This window comes from Enterobacter cloacae complex sp.6700776 (assembly GCF_048284255.1).
Taxonomy (GTDB): domain Bacteria; phylum Pseudomonadota; class Gammaproteobacteria; order Enterobacterales; family Enterobacteriaceae; genus Enterobacter; species Enterobacter intestinihominis.
Genome location: NZ_JBLVYK010000003.1, coordinates 218,509 through 237,196, shown reverse-complemented (window position 1 = coordinate 237,196; position 18,688 = coordinate 218,509). Strand labels below are relative to the sequence as shown.

Below are 18,688 nucleotides of genomic sequence, written 5' to 3'. Positions count from 1 at the left end.
TCGCCATGACAATAACTCCACAACAACTGATCGCGCTGCTACCGCTGCTGATCGTCGGATTGACGGTGGTGGTTGTGATGCTCTCCATTGCGTGGCGACGCAATCACTTCCTGAATGCGACCCTGTCCGTTCTGGGTCTGAACGCTGCGTTAGTCTCCCTCTGGTTTGTTGGCCAGGCGGGCGCAATGGACGTCACGCCGCTGATGCGCGTTGACGGCTACGCCATGCTCTACACCGGTCTGGTGCTGCTGGCGAGCCTGGCAACCTGTACCTTTGCGTACCCGTGGCTCGAAGGGTACAACGACAACAAAGAAGAGTTTTACCTGCTGGTACTGATTGCCGCGCTCGGCGGCATTCTGCTGGCGAACGCGAACCACATGGCCGCGCTGTTCCTCGGTATTGAGCTGATCTCACTGCCGCTGTTCGGCCTGATTGGTTACGCCTTCCGCCAGAAACGCTCACTGGAAGCGGCTATCAAGTACACCATCTTGTCCGCTGCTGCGTCGTCGTTCCTGCTGTTCGGTATCGCGCTGCTGTATGCACAGACGGGTAACCTCTCCTTCCTGGCGCTCGGCAAGAGCCTCGGCGACGGCATGATGCATGAGCCGCTGCTGCTGGCGGGTCTGGGCATGATGATTGTAGGCCTTGGCTTTAAACTCTCTCTGGTGCCGTTCCACCTGTGGACGCCAGACGTTTATCAGGGTGCGCCAGCGCCGGTCTCTACCTTCCTGGCGACGGCGAGTAAAATCGCTATCTTTGGCGTGGTCATGCGTCTGTTCCTGTACGCCCCGGTGGGTGACAGCGAAGCGGTTCGCGTGGTGCTGGGCATTATCGCGTTCGTTTCCATCATCTTCGGTAACCTGATGGCGCTGAGCCAGACCAACATTAAGCGTCTGCTGGGCTACTCCTCAATCTCCCATCTGGGCTACCTGCTGGTGGCGCTGATTGCGCTGCAAAGCGGTGAGATGTCGATGGAAACCGTGGGTGTGTATCTGGCCGGTTACCTGTTCAGCAGCCTCGGCGCGTTCGGCGTGGTGAGCCTGATGTCCAGCCCGTACCGTGGGCCGGATGCAGATTCCCTGTTCTCCTACCGTGGTCTGTTCTGGCACCGTCCGATTCTGTCTGCGGTAATGACCGTGATGATGCTCTCTCTGGCGGGTATCCCGATTACGCTGGGCTTTATCGGTAAGTTCTACGTGCTGGCCGTCGGTGTGCAGGCGGGTCTGTGGTGGCTGACTGCCGGTGTCGTTATCGGCTCCGCGATTGGTCTTTACTACTACCTGCGTGTGGCTGTGAGCCTGTACCTGAGCGCGCCTCAGCAGCTCAACCGTGATGCACCGTCCAACTGGCAGTACAGCGCCGGGGGGATCGTGGTGCTGATCTCCGCGCTTCTGGTGCTAATCTTCGGTATCTATCCGCAGCCGCTGATTGAGATTGTGCAGCGCGCGATGCCGCTGATGTAAAAGCAAAAAACCCGCCTCGGCGGGTTTTTTATTGCCCAGCGGCGCTACGCTTGCAGGGCCTACAGGTCTTGTAGGTCGGGTAAGCGAAGCGCCACCCGACTAAGCTAACTGCTTCCTGCTTATAAGCGGCCCGTCAATCTTCTTCATCGAGCGGTCCAGCACCTCTTCAATCACCGACGACAGCTCATTCAGCTCAAACTTCGCCACATAGCCGTCAGCCTTCACTTTGCGTATATGATCTTCGTTCGCGTTGCCGGAAAGAGACGAGTGGATCACCACCGGAATATCTTTCAGTACCGGGTCAGTTTTGATTTTGCGCGTCAGCGTAAAGCCGTCCATCTCCGGCATTTCGAGGTCGGTTAATACCAGGGCAATCTTATCGGTAACGGGGACGCCCTCAGCCTGAGCCTGCGCGGCCAGCTGAGTGATTTTCTCCCATGCGTCTTTGCCGGTGATATGCAGCTGAGCCGGGATCTCCATTGCCTGCAATCCCTTCTCCAGCATTGAGCGCGCTACTTTCGAGTCTTCAGCAACAATCGCGACAGAGCCAGGCTTGATGTTGAATTTGGTGGTTTCCAGATGGGTGGCGTGCAGATCGTGGTTCGCCGGGGTGATGTCATACAGGATCTGCTCCACGTCGAGCACCATTGCCAGATCGTTGGTATCGGTCTTTTCGTCCAGACAGGCAATGCTGGTGATGTAGCGACCGCTGACGGCGGTTTCCGCGGCGTGCACCTGCTTCCAGTCGAGACGCATGATATTCTCCACCGATTCCACGGCAAACGCCTGCACGCTGCGGGCATATTCGGTGATCAGCAAAATGTTTAGCCCGGTGGCTGGCTTGCAGCCGGCGACGGCGGCCAGATCGATCACCGGGATCACCTGGTCGCGAATATTTACCATCCCCATCAGCGGAGACTTCATTCCCGCTGGTTTGGTGAAGGTCGGCATCGGCACAATTTCGCGCAGTTTGAACACGTTGATGCCGAACAGCTCGGATTTATTTTCGTTCAGAGAGGTGCCAAGACGGAACAGCAACAGTTCAAAACGGTTGGACTGGGTCAGGTTTGCCCTGTCATCAATATCTTTCTGGAAATTATCCATTCTACCCTCAAGAGAAATGCTTGCCTTTTAATCGTTATCGGCACCCTGAGGGAAAAATGAAGGACTAAACGCTGACCTGAGCAAAATCTTCCGCCAGCTCGCATGCCGGGAACACCTCCCGACACTCTGCCAGCAGGCTTTCACAGCCGCGGACGTCATAGCGTGAGCTGACGTGAGTGACAATCAGTTTCCGGACGCCAGCCTCGCGCGCCAGCTGCGCGGCCTGACGCGTTGAGCTGTGCCCCCGGCTATTGGCTTTTTCTTCCATCGCCGCTTCCAGCGTTGCCTCATGCACCATCACATCCACACCCCCGGCAAGCCGGAGCGCCGAAGGGCAGGGGGCGGTATCCCCAAAAATAGCCAGTTTTTTGCCCGGCTGCGGCGGCGCAAGGTAATCCTGACCGTTGATGACGCGCCCGTCTTCCAGCGTGACGGTCTCGCCGTGCTTCAGACGCTGGAACAGCGGGCCAGGTTTCACCCCATCGGCCTGCAACGCGGCGGCGTTCAGCGCGCCGGGCTTGTCATGCTCCTCAACGCGATAGCCGTAGCATTCCACCGGATGGTTAAGCGGGTAAGCGCGCACCTGGTAATCTCCGTCGTCGAACACCAGACCTTCGCCGATCTCAACCACCTCCAGCGGATAATCGGTCCACGAGCCGCTCAGGCGCAGCGTGGTCTCAACGAATGCCTGAATACCCGCAGGGCCATAAATGGTCAGCGGGTTAGCGTTACCGGCCATCGAACGGCTACACAGCAGGCCCGGCAGGCCAAACAGATGGTCGCCGTGCAGATGGGTGATAAATATTTTATCCACTTTCCCCGGGTGGTATGAGGTATGCAGCAACTGATGCTGCGTACCTTCGCCGCAGTCAAACAGCCACAGCCCGCCGCGGGTAGGATGCTTAAGATCCAGCAGAATCGCCGTCACGTTGCGTGAGCGGGTTGGCACGCCCGCGGACGTACCCAGAAAAATCAGTTCCATAACGCAATCAGCCCTTTGCCGAATGGGAAGGGGTTTAGTATAACGTGATGAACCCCAGGAAGGAGAAACACATGATCCAGTGGCAAGATCTACACCACAGCGAACTGACTATTCAGTCACTCTACGCCCTGCTCAAACTGCGCTGCGAAGTTTTTGTGGTTGAACAAACCTGCCCGTATCAGGATATCGACGGCGATGACCTGGTCGGCGAGAACCGGCACATCCTAGGCTGGCGCGATAACGAGCTGGTGGCGTATGCGAGGATTCTGAAAAGCGAAGAGGATTTTGACCCTGTCGTCATTGGCCGCGTCATTATCAGCGGAAGCGCGCGCGGTGAAAAGCTGGGCTATCAGCTGATGGAAAAAACGCTGGACGCATGCCTGAAACGGTGGCCAGACAAGGCGTTATACCTGGGCGCGCAGGCGCATTTGCAATCATTCTATGGCCATTTTGGTTTTACCCCGGTCACGGACATTTACGATGAAGATGGCATCCCACACATCGGTATGGCGCGCGAAGCGAAACAGGCGCAATAGCGAGACGTTGTCTATAGTTATCGGACTGGTGTACTAACATGGAGAAAAATATGTCATTTCAATCCTGGGATACCCGAGCAGACGACGATTTAACGCTGTTAAGCGAAACGCTGGAAGAAGTACTGCGCTCTTCAGGCGATCCTGCCGATCAGAAGTACATTGAGCTCAAAGCCCGCGCCGAGCAGGCGCTGCATGACGTGAAAAACCGCGTCAGCAACGCATCCGATAATTACTACTACCGCGCCAAACAGGCGGTTTATCGTGCCGACGATTATGTGCACGAAAAGCCGTGGCAGGGCATTGGGGTCGGTGCGGCCGTAGGGCTGGTGCTGGGCCTGCTGTTAGCCCGTCGTTAAGCCGGTAAACCCCTCCCTACACGTGGGTACTGCTATTTATCATCAGTACCCCGTATAATGTAAGGTTTTAACAGGGAGAGGTTCGCGTGCATTCGATTTCCATCGCGCTGGAACGCCTGCGCACTCAGCTTGCGCAAGCGTTACCCGCTACACCCGGTTTACGCCATTTCGATGTCTCTTTCCCGTTAAACGACGCCTTCGATCCGCTGGCCTGGCTGGGTGTGCAGCGATGCTATCCCCAGTTTTACTGGCAACAGCGGAGCGGTGATGAAGAACTTGCCGCGCTCGGAAGCCTCGCCCATTTTGACTCTCTGGCCTCGGCCTCCCGGTTTTTGCACACCCATGACGTAGCCAATGATACCCGTATCTGCGGCCTGAACGCCTTCAACCCGGCACAGGGAAAGCTGTTTTTACCGCGCCTTCTCTGGCGACGGTCTGGCGGGGTCGCCACGCTGCGCCTGCAACTGTGGAGCGAAACGTCGCTGTGTGACGATGCCGGTGACGCACTGAAGTTTATTGATAACCTGCGCGACGCCGCGCCGATCCGCCCGTTGTCCGTGCAGATTGTGCAGGAAACCCATCATCCGGAAAAACCGGAATGGCTGGCGTTGATTCGTCAGGCGACGGATACCCTTGCTCGCGGCGATTTTGAGAAAGTGGTGCTCGCACGTGCTACAGACGTGCAGTGCCGGCAGCCCGTGAACGCCATCGCGCTAATGGCCGCCAGCCGCGCGCTAAACCTCAACTGCTATCATTTTTGTATGGTCTTTGACGCCAGCAACGCGTTCCTCGGCTCGACGCCCGAGCGACTTTGGCGGCGACGCGGCATGCTGCTGCGCACTGAAGCGCTGGCAGGCACCGTCGCCAGCCATTCTGACGATAAGCAGGCCCAGCGTCTGGGCGACTGGCTGATGAACGACGACAAAAATCAGCGGGAAAATATGCTGGTGGTGGAAGATATCTGCCAGCGTCTTCAGCACCATACCCGGACGCTGGAGATCCTCCCAGCGCAGGTGCTGCGTCTGCGCAAGGTGCAGCATTTACGCCGCTGTATCTGGACCGAACTCAAACAGTCTGATGACGAGCAGTGTCTGCATATTCTGCAACCGACGGCGGCGGTGGCCGGGCTGCCGCGTCAGGCAGCGCGAGAATTTATTGCGAAAGTGGAGCCGTTTGACCGGGAGTGGTACGCCGGATCGGCGGGCTATTTATCGCGCGATCAAAGCGAGTTCTGCGTGGCATTACGCTCCGCCCGCGTTCATGACGCCGCGCTGCGTCTTTATGCGGGGGCGGGCATCGTCAGCGGCTCCGATCCAGAGCAGGAGTGGCAGGAGATCGAAAATAAGGCCGCCGGGCTGCGTTCCCTCCTCCTGAGGGATTAATACTGATTCGTGCAATCCCGATTCATATCAAAATTCTGACTTTTTCTATTATTTATACTGTGTCGCATTCTTGATACTGGACAATCTCATGTCAGTAAGTTCTTTTAACCGACGCTGGGCGACGGTGATCCTTGAAGCCCTGACCCGCCATGGTGTCAGGCATGTGTGTATTGCTCCGGGCTCTCGCTCCACGCCGCTCACCCTTGCTGCGGCGGAAAACAGGGCTTTTATTCATCACACCCATTTTGACGAGCGTGGTCTCGGCCACCTGGCGCTCGGGCTGGCGAAAGTCAGCAACGCGCCCGTGGCGGTGATAGTGACTTCCGGCACGGCGGTGGCAAACCTCTATCCGGCGCTGATTGAAGCGGGGTTAACCGGCGAAAAGCTGATTTTACTCACCGCCGATCGTCCTCCGGAACTTATTGACTGCGGCGCGAACCAGGCGATTCGTCAGCCTGGCATTTTTGCCTCGCATCCTTCACAGACGGTCTCGTTGCCGCGCCCCACCCAGGATATTCCCGCCAGCTGGCTGGTCTCAACTCTCGACCACGCCATGAACGCACTGCGCAGCGGCGGGCTGCACATTAACTGCCCGTTTGCCGAACCGCTGTACGGCGAAATGAACGAGACCGGCCTAGCCTGGCAACAGCAGCTGGGAGAATGGTGGGAGAGCGAAAAGCCCTGGCTGCGTGAGCAGACGCATCTGGAAAGCGCTAAGCAGCGCGACTGGTTCTTCTGGCGCCAGAAGCGCGGGGTGGTGATTGCCGGGCGGATGAGTGCGGCAGAAGGCAAGCTGGCGGCGGAGTGGGCACAAACGCTTGGCTGGCCGCTGATTGGTGATGTGCTTTCCCAGACGGGCCAGCCGCTGCCCTGCGCTGACCTCTGGCTGGGGAACGCGAAAGCGGTCACCGAGCTGGCGCAGGCGCAAATTGTCGTCCAGCTGGGCTCGAGCCTGACGGGCAAGCGACTGCTCCAGTGGCAGGCCACCTGTACGCCAGAAGAGTACTGGCTGGTGGATCCGCTCGAAGGACGCCTTGACCCGGCGCACCATCGCGGTCGCCGCCTGGTGAGCGATATTGACAGCTGGCTGGAATTGCATCCGGCGGAAAAACGCAAACCCTGGGCGGTGGAGATCCCGGCGCTGTCGCGTCAGGCGTGGGAACTCACCAAAGCGCAGTGCGAGGAGTTCAGTGAAGCCGGGCTGGCGCACCGTATCCGCAAATATCTTCCCGAGCAGGGGCAACTTTTTGTCGGTAACAGCCTGGTGGTGCGCCTGATTGACGCCTTTTCGCAGCTGCCCGCGGGTTATCCGGTATACAGCAACCGGGGCGCGAGCGGCATTGACGGGCTGATCTCCACCGCCGCTGGCGTACAGCGGGCCAGCGCAAAATCCACGCTGGCGATTGTGGGGGATCTCTCAGCCCTCTACGATCTCAACGCGCTGGCGCTCCTGCGTCAGGCGTCGGCTCCGTTCGTGCTGATTGTTGTTAACAATAACGGCGGACAGATTTTCTCCCTGCTGCCGACGCCGCAAAGCGAACGTGAGCGCTTCTATCTGATGCCGCAAAACGTGCAGTTCGAACACGCCGCCGCCATGTTCAGCCTGAAGTACCATCGCCCGGAAAACTGGGACGCGCTGGAGACGGCGCTGAACACCGCCTGGCGGCAGCCTGGCGCGACGCTGATTGAGCTGGTGGTAAACGATTCTGACGGCGCGCAGAAGCTGCAACATCTGCTGGCGCAGGTGAGTCACCTGTGATCCTCGCTGGCGTCACTCAGCCCGGAAAACCAGGCTACCCCTGGCTGGTTTTCCTGCACGGTTTTTCCGGCGACTGTCGTGAGTGGCAGACCGTTGGGGCGTCGCTGCATGACTACCCCAGGCTCTACCTTGACCTGCCCGGGCACGGTGGTTCAGCGGATACGGGCGTGACGGGGTTTGCAGAGGTAAGTGAATTGCTCACGTATACCTTAATTAGTTACAACATACTAAATTACTGGCTGGTAGGGTACTCACTCGGTGGCCGCATTGCGATGTTCCATGCCTGCCAGCATCCTGCGGGGTTAGACGGCGTGATTGTGGAAGGTGGACACCCTGGGCTGCAAGACGTCGAGGCGCGCCAGGCGCGGCTGACCTCGGACCGCCGCTGGGCGTCACGTTTTCGCAGTGAGCCGCTTGAAGCCGTCTTTGCCGACTGGTATCAACAGCCGGTCTTTACCTCCCTTACGGATGAACAGCGCAACGCGCTGATCGCGCTGCGTAGCCGGAACAACGGCCCGAGGCTGGCTGAGATGCTGGAAGCCACCTCGCTTGCCGTTCAGCCTGATTTACGTCCCGCGCTCACCGCGCGTGATTTTTCTTTCGACTATCTCTATGGCGAACGTGACGGGAAGTTTGCAGCCATCGCTGCTGAACTTAACGCCATGCGTCATGCTATCCCTCATGCCGGACACAACGCCCACCGGGACAACCCGGAAGCGGTTGCCGCGAGTCTGGCTCAGATACTGCGTTATCGAACAAAGGACACGCTATGATCTATCCTGATGAAAACATGCTTTACGCGCCGGTTGAATGGCAGGACTGCTCCGAAGGCTACACCGACATTCGCTACCACAAATCCACCGATGGTATCGCCAAAATCACCATCAATCGTCCACAGGTACGCAACGCGTTTCGTCCGCTGACCGTAAAAGAGATGATCCAGGCGCTGGCGGATGCACGCTACGACGACAACATCGGCGTCATCGTCCTCACCGGGGAAGGGGAGAAAGCCTTTTGCTCGGGCGGCGATCAGAAAGTCCGCGGCGACTACGGCGGATACCAGGATGATGCCGGCACGCACCACCTGAACGTGCTGGATTTCCAGCGCCAGATCCGCACCTGTCCAAAACCGGTGGTTGCGATGGTGGCAGGTTATTCCATCGGCGGCGGTCACGTGCTGCACATGATGTGTGACCTGACTATCGCGGCGGAAAATGCCATTTTCGGCCAGACTGGCCCGAAAGTTGGCTCCTTCGACGGCGGCTGGGGGGCGTCCTACATGGCGCGCATTGTCGGCCAGAAAAAAGCCCGCGAAATCTGGTTCCTGTGCCGTCAGTACAACGCCCAGGAAGCGCTGGACATGGGGCTGGTTAACACCGTGGTGCCGATCGCCGATCTGGAAAAAGAGACCGTGCGCTGGTGTCGCGAAATGCTGCAAAACAGCCCAATGGCGCTGCGCTGCCTGAAAGCGGCCCTCAACGCCGACTGTGACGGTCAGGCGGGACTTCAGGAGCTGGCGGGTAACGCCACCATGCTGTTCTATATGACCGAAGAGGGTCAGGAAGGGCGCAACGCGTTCAACGAAAAACGCCAGCCAGACTTCAGCAAATACAAACGGAACCCGTAATGCGTCGCGCGCAGGTTTACCGCTGGCAGATACCGATGGACGCGGGCGTGGTACTGCGTGAAAGGCGGTTAAAAACCCGTGATGGCTTTTTCGTGCATCTCCGGCAGGGCGAGCGGGAAGGGTGGGGTGAAATCGCCCCGCTTCCGGGCTTTAGCCTGGAAACGCTGGATGAGGCGCAGGCGGCGCTGATGGCCTGGACGCACGAATGGCGTGAGGGGGCAGATCCGTCGCTGCCGGACGTTCCTTCCGTCGCGTTCGGCATCAGCTGCGCGCTGGCAGAGCTGGACGGCCGTTTGCCGGATGCGGCGAATTATCGCGCCGCGCCGCTCTGTTCCGGCGATCCGGATGAACTTTTCGCGCTGCTCTCCGGGATGCCTGGCGAGAAGGTGGCGAAAATTAAGGTCGGCCTGTACGAAGCGGTGCGCGACGGGATGGTGGTTAACCTGTTACTGGAAGCCATTCCCGATCTGCACCTGCGCCTGGACGCCAACCGCGCCTGGACGCCGCTCAGGGCGCAGCAGTTTGCGAAGTACGTCAACCCGGCGTACCGCAACCGCATCGCGTTTCTCGAAGAGCCGTGCAAAACGCGCGACGACTCTCGCGCCTTCGCCCGGGAAACCGGCATTGCCATTGCCTGGGATGAGAGCCTGCGCGAAGCCGGTTTTACGTTTGCCGCCGAGCCGGGCGTCGGTGCCGTGGTCATTAAGCCAACGCTGACCGGCAGCCTCGACAAGGTGCGCGAGCAGGTTGCGGCGGCCCATGCCGCAGGGCTGACGGCGGTGATCAGTTCATCCATCGAATCCAGCCTCGGGCTGACGCAACTGGCGCGCATCGCTGCATGGTTAACGCCGGACACCGTTCCCGGTCTTGATACGCTAAACCTGATGCAGGCCCAGCTGATTCGCCAGTGGCCGGACAGCACCTTGCCGTGCCTCGATGTCGGGACGCTGGAGCCGCTGCAATGACTTTTACCGACTGGCCGTGGCGGCACTGGCGCTCCAGGAGTGCCGATACACCCGCGCTGCGTTTAGACGATATAACGCTCAACTGGTCACAGTTGGGCGAGCGTATCGATCGTCTGGCAGCCGGTTTTCAGTCTCAGGGTGTCAGGGACGGGGACGGCGTGATGCTCCTCGCCCACAACCATCCGCAGACCCTGCTGGCCTGGCTGGCGCTGCTTCAGTGCGGCGCCCGCATTTTGCCGGTGAACCCTCAGCTTCCCCGTCCGCTGCTGGACGTCCTCCTGCCGCAGATGACCCTGCGCTTTGCGCTGGTGCTTAACGGTGAGTATGACGGTCTGCCCGCGCTGGCATTAAGAGAGGGTGAGGGGCAGGGCGGCGTGACGTGGCAGGCAGAACGGCTGGCCTCGATGACGCTCACCTCCGGCTCCACCGGCTTGCCAAAAGCGGCGGTGCACACCTGTGCCGCCCACCTTGCCAGCGCAAAAGGCGTGTTGTCGCTGATGCCTTATGGCGGTGATGACGACTGGCTGCTGTCCTTGCCGCTGTTTCACGTCTCCGGTCAGGGGATTTTGTGGCGCTGGTTGCAGGGCGGAGGCCGTCTCACCGTGCGTGAAAAACAGCCGCTGGAGCAGGCCCTGCAGGGCTGTACCCACGCCTCGCTGGTGCCGACGCAGCTGTGGCGGCTGCTCAATTCACACCATCCCGTTGCGCTGAAAGCCGTGCTGCTCGGCGGGGCGGAAATCCCCGTTGAGCTGACCGAACAGGCGCGTAAGCAGGGGATCCGCACGTTCTGCGGCTACGGTCTGACCGAGTTCGCCTCCACCGTGTGCGCCAAAGAGGCCGACGGCGCGCCGGACGTGGGCAGCGCGCTGCCGGGCAGAGACCTTCAGGTGGTGAACGGTGAAGTCTGGATCCGGGCGGAAAGCATGGCGGCGGGCTACTGGCGAGACGGCGCCTTACTGCCGCTGGTCAACGAGCAGGGCTGGTTCGCCACCCGCGATCGCGGCGAGTGGCATGACGGACGCCTGACCATTCTGGGCCGAATGGACAATCTCTTTTTCAGCGGCGGAGAAGGGATCCAGCCGGAAGCGCTGGAGCGCGTTATCGTCACACATCCGCAGGTTAGCCAGGTGTTTATCGTCCCGCTGGATGACGCCGAATACGGGCAACGCCCGGTGGCGGTAGTGGAATGTGAGCCGGGCACGGATATCACGTTGTTGCCGGAGTGGGTTCAGGGCAGGCTGGCACGCTTTGAGCAGCCGGTACACTGGCTGGCGCTGCCGTCAGAACTGAAAAATGGCGGGATAAAGATCTCCCGCCAGGCGTTAAGGCAGTGGGTCAATGCCCTGTTGAGGGGCTAATCAGCCGATATCCGGCTGCGGTTTCTGCTGGCGTCGACGCATCCAGCGCAGCACCGGCGGCACGACAATCACCATGATCGCCATCGCCAGCAGGATCTTCGTCACGCTGCTCTCCCACAGGATCGCCATGTTGCCATTGCTGATGGAGAGGGCGCGGCGCAGGTTCTGCTCCAGCATTTCTCCCAGCACAAACCCTAAAATCAGCGGCGACATCGGGAAGTGCATCTTGCGCAGAATGTAGCCCAGCACGCCGAGCAGCACCATTAACACCAGGTCGAAGGTGGTGCTGTGCACCGCGTATACCCCAACCGCAGAGACGGCGGCGATGGCCGGGACCAGGAACCACAGGGGAATGGTCAGCATACGGGTGAACAGCCCGATCAGTGGGATGTTCATCACCAGCAGCATCACGTTGGCGATCAGCAGCGCCGCAATCAAGCCCCAGACGATATCGGGCTGCTCGGTAAACATCGCCGGACCGGGAGTGATGTTATAGAGCGTCAGCGCGCCCATCATCACCGCGGTGGTGCCGGAGCCTGGTACGCCGAGGGTCAGCATCGGGATAAACGAGCCGCAGGCCGAGGCGTTATTCGCCGCCTCCGGCGCCGCCACGCCGCGGATATCGCCTTTGCCGAAGCTGTCGCTGTTACCGCTCAGCTTTTTCTCGGTCATGTAGGTGATGGCGCTGGCGATAGTCGCCCCCGCGCCGGGCAGAATGCCGACGAAGAAACCGATCACCGACGAACGCAGGGTGGCACCCACACACTGCGCCCCCTCTTTGGCATTAAAGAGCATACGTCCGGTTTTACGCACCAGCGTCTGCCCGCTGCTGGTATGTTCCAGCATCAGTAAGATTTCTGAGACAGAGAACAGACCAATCACCACGACGATAAACTGCACGCCGTCAGACAGGTGGACGCTGTCGAAGGTAAAACGATAAACCCCGGTGTTTGCATCCACGCCGACGGTGGCCAGACTGAGGCCAATCAACGCAGACAAAAACGACTTCAGCGGATTCTGCGCCATCATGCTGCCGAGACAGGCGATGGCAAATACCATCAGGGCAAAATACTCGGCCGGACCAAACGCCAGCGACCACTGGGCCAGCGCCGGGGCGAAGAGGATGATGCCGCCAATGGCGATCAGGGAGCCAAAGAACGAGCTGACGGCGGAAATAGAGAGCGCCACGCCGCCGCGTCCCTGCTGTGCCATCGGATAGCCATCCAGCGCGGTCATAATGGCGGCGGCATCGCCGGGAACGTTAAGCAGTATTGAGGAAATACGCCCCCCGTATTCGCAGCCGATATAAACCGTCGCCAGCAGGATCAACGCCGATTCCGCAGGCAGGTGCAGCGCAAAGGCCAGCGGCAGTAAAATCGCCACGCCGTTGATAGGCCCAAGGCCCGGCAGCAGGCCAACGATCGTCCCGACGAAACAGCCGATCAGGGCGATCACCAGGTTTTCCGGGGTCATCGCTACCGCGAACCCCTGAGAGAGATAGATCCAGGTATCCATAGCGTGCTCCGTTAGTTAAACCATGCGCCGAGCGGCAGGGTCACGTCCAGCAGGCGGTCGAAGGCGTACCAGAGTAAAATGCCCAGTACGACCCCGGAGATCCCCGCCGCAGGCAGCGAGGCGTTAAACAGTATGCCAATCACCATCGTCAGCAGGGCGGTGGCGATCGGGAAGCCGAGCCACTCAAAGCCCCACGCGTACATCAGCAGAACAATCACCATTACCAGCAGACGTTGCAGCGTGCGGCGTGGCGGCCACTCCACGGTGTCCGGATGGCGCAGCAGCAGGGCCACCGAACAGAGCAGCATCAGGCCAACAATGCCTACGGGAAAGGGGCGTGGCCCCACGGGTTCATAGCTGTATTCGCTGTGGATCTGCCAGGCGACGAACAGGCCGCCAATGCAGAGCAGCAGCCATATCCCGGCAAAAATGCGATCGCTCATAGCGCCTCCGGTTATTTCGCCAGACCAAAGGCTTTCGCCTGTTCGCGGTAGTCATTCACCTGTTTTTTCACGTACTCGTCCAGCTGCTTGCCGTTCAGGTTGAACTCAAACAGCCCGCGCAGATCGCGCTGTTTTTTGAACTCCTCGGTTTGCTGAAGTTTTGCGAAGGTATCCACCCACCACTGGTACTCGGCGTCGGTCACTTTTGGCCCGACGAAGAAGCCACGGATGATCGGCCAGACCAGGTTATAACCCTGCTCTTTGGCGGTTGGGACGTCTGCCAGCTGGCCCGGCAGACGGTTTTCCGAGAAGACCGCCAGCACGCGGATCTTATCCCCGCTCAGGTAGGGCACCATTTCGCTGAGATCGCCCGATACTGCCTGCACGTGATTGCCCATCAGCGCCGTCACCGGCTCACCGCCGCCTTCAAAGGCCACGTAACGCATTTTGTGCGGATCCACTTTGGCCTGCTGCGCCAGCAGCGCGGCTTTCATCCAGTCCTGGCTGCCGATAGAGGCGCCTGCGCCAATCACCACGCTGTTCGGATCTTTTTCCATGGCGGTCAGCAGATCTTTCAGGGATTTCCACGGGGAGTCCGCGCGAACGGCGATCATGCCGTAATCGGTGCCCACGGTGGCGAGCCAGCGCACGTCATTCACGTCATAACGACCAAATTTCCCCTGCGACAGGTTCAGCAGCGAGCCGCCGGAGAAGGCCACCACGGTGCCGGGTTCAGCAGGGCGCTGGGCGACGATGGCGTTATAGGCTACCGCGCCCACGCCGCCGGGCATGTAGGTGACGCGCATCGGTTTCTCAATGGCCTTCGTCTCCAGCAGGCTGACCTGAATCAGCTTACAGGTCAGGTCGAAGCCGCCGCCGGGTTTGGCCGGGGCGATACACTCGGTGCGGGACGGGGTGTCCTGCGCCTGGACGACAGAGGCACTCAACAGCAATGCGCTTGCAGCAAGGGTAGAAAGTAATTGTTTTTTCATCGTTTATCCTCACGCCGGAGAACCGGGAGTACGAGTACGGGTGTCTTTTTTCTGATTATGTGAACCACCTTGTAGCGGTTCCGTTGCGTGATTGTTAAAACAATAACCTTTCATTTCCCTTTCACTGCGACACCAACTTTACAGGATGTGATATGCGTCTCTTACTGGCGGAAGATAATCGTGAGCTGGCTCACTGGCTGGAAAAAGCGCTGGTACAAAACGGATTTGCCGTGGATTGCGTCAACGATGGACGGGCGGCCGATCACCTTTTACAGGGGGAAAACTATGCCGTCGCGATCCTTGATATCGGCATGCCCGGCTTCGACGGGCTGAAAGTGGTGCATCGTCTGAGAAAGCGCGGGCAGACGCTGCCGGTGCTATTTCTCACCGCCCGCAGCAACGTGGCAGACAGGGTGAAAGGGCTGAATGCCGGGGCGGATGACTATCTGCCGAAGCCGTTCGAGCTGGAGGAGCTTGATGCCCGCCTGCGTGCGCTGCTGCGCCGCAGTGAAGGACGAACCCAGGAGCGCCAGCGGCTGGGAGAGCTGGAGTACGATGATGAAGGCTTTTTTCTGCTGCGCGATGAACCTCTTTCCCTCACGCCGCGGGAGCTCTCTTTACTGAAGGTGCTGATGCACCGCCGGACCCGTCCCGTCTCCCGGCAACAGCTCTTCGACCAGGTGTTCAGCCTGAACGACGACGTCAGCCCCGAGAGTATCGATCTCTATATTCACCGCCTGCGTAAGAAGCTGACCGGCAGCGGCGTGCGGATCACCACCCTCCGGGGACTGGGCTACGTGCTGGAGTGCGGCGATGAAGTGGGTTAAGCCGCAGTCGCTTTACCTGCAACTTTTGCTCTTTCTGGGTTTGCCGCTGCTGCTGTTATGGGGGCTGTCAGCCTTTAACAGCTACGTTAGCGCGCTACAGGCGGCGACGCAGGCCTATGACCGTACGCTGTTATCCTCGGCGCGCACCGTGTCTGAGCGGCTGGTGGTGCACAAGGGCAAGCTGCTGGTGAACGTGCCCTGGGTCGTGCTCGACAGCTTTGAGCTGAACATGAACGATCGCCTCTACTACAAGGTGGTTGACCCTGACGGGCGGACGATCTCCGGCTATGACGATCTGCCAAATATGCCTCCCTCCACGTCGCGCACCACTCACTATCCGGCGCTGGCGTGGTTTTATCATACCGAGTATCGCGGGCAGGCGATCCGCGTGGCGAAGCTGCTCCAGCCGGTTAACGAAGATAACGTGTTCGGGATGGCGGAAATTTACGTCGCAGAAACGTTGCAGTCGCGGCGCTATCTGGCCACACAGCTGCTGTTTTCCTCACTCGTGTCGCAGGGGCTGCTGGTGCTGCTGACGCTGGTCCTGACCGCCTGGCTGCTGCGCCGCGTGCTGCGCCCAATGCGGCAACTCTCTTCGCTGATGGTGCGCCGTGAGCCCGGGCTGCTGGCCCCGCTGCCGGAGCTGCTGCCCTGGTCGGAAACGCGGCTGCTGATTGTGGCGTTTAACCGTTACATCGACCGGTTGCGCGGCGTACTTTCGCGGCAGGAGCGCTTCAATGCCGATGCCTCACACCAGCTCAAAACGCCGCTGGCGGTGCTAAAAACGCAGGTATCCGTTGCTCTGACGCGTAACGATCCGGCGCTGTGGCAGGAGAGCTTACGGGCAATGAACGTTACGCTGGATAACACCATCGTGCTGACGGAAAGGCTGTTACAGCTTTCGGCGGTGAAGCGGAAAGAGCAGGGGGAGCGACAGTTTGCCCCTGTCGATCTGGTGCAGGTGGTGCAAAACTGCTGCTTTTCGCGGCTGGCACAGGCGCGCAGCAAGGGTATCGATCTCGGTTATGACGGCGTACAGCAGCCGGTAATGATTGAGGGGGATGACGTTTTGCTGGGCGAACTCTGCGCTAACCTGCTGGAGAACGCGATCAAATACACGCCGGAGCAGGGCATCGTGACGGTGTACCTGCGCATGGATAACGATGCCGTTGAGCTGAGCGTGGAGGACAGCGGACCGGGTATTGCCGAAGACCAGATCTCCCAGGCCATGCTGCCGTTTCATCGGCTGGATAACGTGGGCGATGCCGCCGGGTCCGGCATTGGCCTGGCGCTGGCCAACGATATTGCCCGCCTGCACCGCAGCCATCTTCAGCTGATGCCCAGTGAAAATCTGGGCGGCCTGTGCGTAAAAATGCGTTTTTTATTGATGATATAAATACCGATATTATCAAATCGTTACAAACTAATTGCCCGATGTCCACTGAGCGCATTGATCCCACAGACAGTCAGGTTAAAATCTCGCGGTTTTTGGACATCTCTGAATATATTGTGCGGGATCACGACAATGAAAAAAGTGGCATTAATGGGCTTAGGCCTGATGTTTGTATCGGCAGCAGCCAACGCTATTTCCTTCAACGGCTCGGCGGGCGAAGATTATACCCACCTGGGCTTTGGTCTTGGCACGGATAGCGCAGGCCTGGCGATGACCGGCGGCTGGACGCATAACGACGACGATGGGGATGCGGCAAGCCTGGGGCTGGGCTTCAACGTACCTTTGGGTCCTTTCCTGGCGACCGTCGGCGGTAAAGGGATTTACACCAACCCGAACGACGGCGACGAAGGTTATGCGGCGGCAGTGGGCGGCGGTTTGCAGTGGAAAATCGGCGACAGCTTTGGCCTGTTCGGTGAGTACTACTACTCTCCGGATTCCCTCTCCAGCGGTATCGATAGCTATGAGGAAGCCAACGTGGGTGGACGCTGGACCATCATCCGTCCTGTCACCATCGAAGCGGGTTATCGTTATCTGAACCTGGCGGGTAAAGACGGCCACCGCGACAACGCGCTGGCAGATGGTCCCTACATCGGTGTGAGCGCAGGTTTCTAATCCTTTCGGCGCGGCGTTCAGTCGCGCCAGTTTCTCTCTTCCCCCGGTCTTCGATTGCGCTATAGTGTTTTGACCATTGAAATGGGAGAACACAATGATAAACGTGGAAATGTTATCCACTGGCGACGAAGTGCTGCATGGGCAAATCATTGATACCAATGCCGCCTGGCTCGCCGATCTCTTCTTTGAGCAAGGATTACCGTTAACGCGCCGCAACACCGTGGGTGACAATCTTGAGTCGCTGGTCAACGTTCTGCGCGAGCGCAGCGAACGCTGCGACGTGCTGATTGTGAACGGCGGGCTTGGGCCCACCAGCGACGATCTCAGCGCGCTGGCCGCCGCCACGGCCAGAGGTGAAGGCCTGGTCCTGCACGAGGCGTGGCTGGCACAGATGGAGCGATTTTTCTCCGAGCGTGGCCGCGTGATGGCCCCCAGCAACCGCAAGCAGGCTGAAATTCCCGCCAGCGCGGAACTGATTGATAACCCGGTCGGCACCGCCTGCGGGTTTGCCGTTCAGCTGAACCGCTGCCTGATGTTCTTCACCCCGGGCGTGCCGTCGGAATTTAAAGTGATGGTCGAGCAGCAGATCCTGCCGCGCCTGCGCGCGCGCTTCACGCTGCCTGAACCGCCGCTGTGCCTGCGTCTGACCACCTTTGGCCGCTCGGAAAGCGACCTGGCTCAGAGCCTCGATCACCTGCAACTGCCTCCCGGCGTGTCGATGGGCTATCGCTCCTCCATGCCGATTATTGAACTGAAGCTGACCGGACCGGCGTCAGAGAAAGCCGCTATGCTGGCACTGTGGCCGGAAGTGCAGCGCGTCGCCGGGGAAAGCCTGATTTTCGAAGGAACGGAAGGGCTGCCGGCGCAGATCGCAGCGCATTTGCAGTCCCGCCAGCTGAGCGTGACGTTAAGCGAGCAGTTTACCGGTGGGCTTCTGGCGCTTCAGCTTACCCGGGCGGGTGCGCCGCTGCTGGCCAGTGAAGTGGTGCCGTTCCAGCAGGAGACGCTGGCGCAGACGGCGCGCTGGGCATCCGAGCGCAGAGTGAAGCATTTCGCCGGACTGGCGCTTTTTGTGGGCGGGCTGGATGAGGAGCATCTCAACTTCGCCCTGGCAACGCCGGAAGGGACCCACGCCCTGCGGGTGAAGATGAGTATTACCCGCCACAGCCTGGCCGTGCGTCAGGAGGTGTGCGCGATGATGGCGCTGAACATGCTGCGCCGCTGGCTGAACGGGAAAGAGGTCGCCAGCGAGCACGGCTGGATCAACGTCGTGGAATCGCTGTTTGTAGAGTGAGAATGTGCCGGGGGAGTGTC

18 protein-coding genes are annotated in these 18,688 nt (G+C 59.7%); 13 read left to right on the top strand and 5 right to left on the bottom strand.

The window, feature by feature from the left end:
- The first annotated feature begins 5 nt into the window (after positions 1-5).
- On the top strand, positions 6-1,463 hold the full coding sequence (gene nuoN, locus ACNQ0T_RS07205; RefSeq protein ID WP_353435354.1) for an NADH-quinone oxidoreductase subunit NuoN: 1,458 nt from the start codon (positions 6-8) through the stop codon (positions 1,461-1,463).
- A gap of 99 nt (positions 1,464-1,562) precedes the next feature.
- Here the strand turns inward: nuoN and ACNQ0T_RS07200 are convergent, their stop codons facing one another.
- Together ACNQ0T_RS07200 and rbn are read right to left on the bottom strand one after the other, a co-directional pair.
- Entirely contained in the window at positions 1,563-2,567 is a 1,005-nt protein-coding gene (locus ACNQ0T_RS07200) for a chemotaxis protein (protein ID WP_022648824.1), read from the bottom strand.
- 64 nt (positions 2,568-2,631) lie between these two features.
- A complete protein-coding gene (gene rbn / locus ACNQ0T_RS07195) occupies positions 2,632-3,549 on the bottom strand; it encodes a ribonuclease BN (protein WP_022648823.1) in 918 nt (305 codons plus the stop codon).
- A gap of 71 nt (positions 3,550-3,620) precedes the next feature.
- Between rbn and ACNQ0T_RS07190 the strand changes: the two genes are divergently transcribed.
- The 8 genes from ACNQ0T_RS07190 (at position 3,621) to menE (ending at position 11,532) form a co-directional block, all read left to right on the top strand.
- A complete protein-coding gene (locus ACNQ0T_RS07190) occupies positions 3,621-4,085 on the top strand; it encodes a GNAT family N-acetyltransferase (protein WP_023300622.1) in 465 nt (154 codons plus the stop codon).
- 50 nt (positions 4,086-4,135) lie between these two features.
- Positions 4,136-4,441, top strand: a complete 306-nt coding sequence (gene elaB, locus ACNQ0T_RS07185; protein ID WP_022648821.1) for a stress response protein ElaB — start codon at positions 4,136-4,138, stop codon at positions 4,439-4,441.
- Between the two features lie 86 nt (positions 4,442-4,527).
- A complete protein-coding gene (gene menF, locus ACNQ0T_RS07180) occupies positions 4,528-5,823 on the top strand; it encodes an isochorismate synthase MenF (protein WP_023300621.1) in 1,296 nt (431 codons plus the stop codon).
- 88 nt (positions 5,824-5,911) lie between these two features.
- Positions 5,912-7,582, top strand: coding sequence for a 2-succinyl-5-enolpyruvyl-6-hydroxy-3-cyclohexene-1-carboxylic-acid synthase (gene menD / locus ACNQ0T_RS07175; RefSeq protein ID WP_022648819.1), 1,671 nt, complete (start codon positions 5,912-5,914; stop codon positions 7,580-7,582).
- Positions 7,579-8,355, top strand: a complete 777-nt coding sequence (gene menH / locus ACNQ0T_RS07170; protein WP_063150336.1) for a 2-succinyl-6-hydroxy-2,4-cyclohexadiene-1-carboxylate synthase — start codon at positions 7,579-7,581, stop codon at positions 8,353-8,355. The genes menD and menH overlap by 4 nt, the downstream gene beginning before the upstream one ends.
- On the top strand, positions 8,352-9,209 hold the full coding sequence (gene menB, locus ACNQ0T_RS07165; protein ID WP_014832749.1) for a 1,4-dihydroxy-2-naphthoyl-CoA synthase: 858 nt from the start codon (positions 8,352-8,354) through the stop codon (positions 9,207-9,209). Before menH ends, menB begins: the two co-directional genes overlap by 4 nt.
- A complete protein-coding gene (gene menC, locus ACNQ0T_RS07160; protein WP_023300619.1) occupies positions 9,209-10,174 on the top strand; it encodes an o-succinylbenzoate synthase in 966 nt (321 codons plus the stop codon). The genes menB and menC overlap by 1 nt, the downstream gene beginning before the upstream one ends.
- Positions 10,171-11,532 carry an o-succinylbenzoate--CoA ligase gene (menE, locus tag ACNQ0T_RS07155; RefSeq protein ID WP_046619085.1) on the top strand — a complete coding sequence of 454 codons (1,362 nt, stop codon included), beginning with the start codon at positions 10,171-10,173 and terminating at the stop codon, positions 11,530-11,532. The genes menC and menE overlap by 4 nt, the downstream gene beginning before the upstream one ends.
- On the opposite strand, the gene ACNQ0T_RS07150 is transcribed toward menE, so the two are convergent.
- From ACNQ0T_RS07150 to ACNQ0T_RS07140, 3 genes are read right to left on the bottom strand one after another with little or no spacing between them, the layout of a single operon-like run.
- Entirely contained in the window at positions 11,533-13,047 is a 1,515-nt protein-coding gene (locus ACNQ0T_RS07150) for a tripartite tricarboxylate transporter permease (RefSeq protein ID WP_023300617.1), read from the bottom strand. It lies immediately after the preceding gene.
- Positions 13,048-13,058: 11 nt separating this feature from the next.
- The gene (locus ACNQ0T_RS07145) at positions 13,059-13,490 is read right to left on the bottom strand and encodes a tripartite tricarboxylate transporter TctB family protein (RefSeq protein WP_022648813.1); all 432 of its coding nucleotides are present in this window, start codon (positions 13,488-13,490) and stop codon (positions 13,059-13,061) included.
- 11 nt (positions 13,491-13,501) lie between these two features.
- Positions 13,502-14,482 carry a Bug family tripartite tricarboxylate transporter substrate binding protein gene (locus ACNQ0T_RS07140; protein WP_022648812.1) on the bottom strand — a complete coding sequence of 327 codons (981 nt, stop codon included), beginning with the start codon at positions 14,480-14,482 and terminating at the stop codon, positions 13,502-13,504.
- 152 nt (positions 14,483-14,634) lie between these two features.
- Here ACNQ0T_RS07140 and tctD point away from each other — a divergent pair, with 152 nt between their 5' ends.
- The 4 genes from tctD to ACNQ0T_RS07120 all read left to right on the top strand — a co-directional run bounded on the left by tctD (position 14,635) and on the right by ACNQ0T_RS07120 (position 18,668).
- Positions 14,635-15,309 (top strand): transcriptional regulator TctD, encoded by a 675-nt coding sequence (tctD, locus tag ACNQ0T_RS07135; protein WP_417929820.1) that lies wholly within the window; start codon positions 14,635-14,637, stop codon positions 15,307-15,309.
- On the top strand, positions 15,296-16,705 hold the full coding sequence (locus ACNQ0T_RS07130; protein ID WP_023306632.1) for a sensor histidine kinase: 1,410 nt from the start codon (positions 15,296-15,298) through the stop codon (positions 16,703-16,705). Before tctD ends, ACNQ0T_RS07130 begins: the two co-directional genes overlap by 14 nt.
- A gap of 129 nt (positions 16,706-16,834) precedes the next feature.
- Complete coding sequence (locus tag ACNQ0T_RS07125; protein ID WP_022648809.1) at positions 16,835-17,374, top strand: YfaZ family outer membrane protein; 540 nt, start codon at positions 16,835-16,837, stop codon at positions 17,372-17,374.
- A 94-nt stretch (positions 17,375-17,468) separates the two neighbouring features.
- Entirely contained in the window at positions 17,469-18,668 is a 1,200-nt protein-coding gene (locus ACNQ0T_RS07120) for a nicotinamide mononucleotide deamidase-related protein YfaY (RefSeq protein WP_023300615.1), read from the top strand.
- Positions 18,669-18,688: the final 20 nt, after the last annotated feature.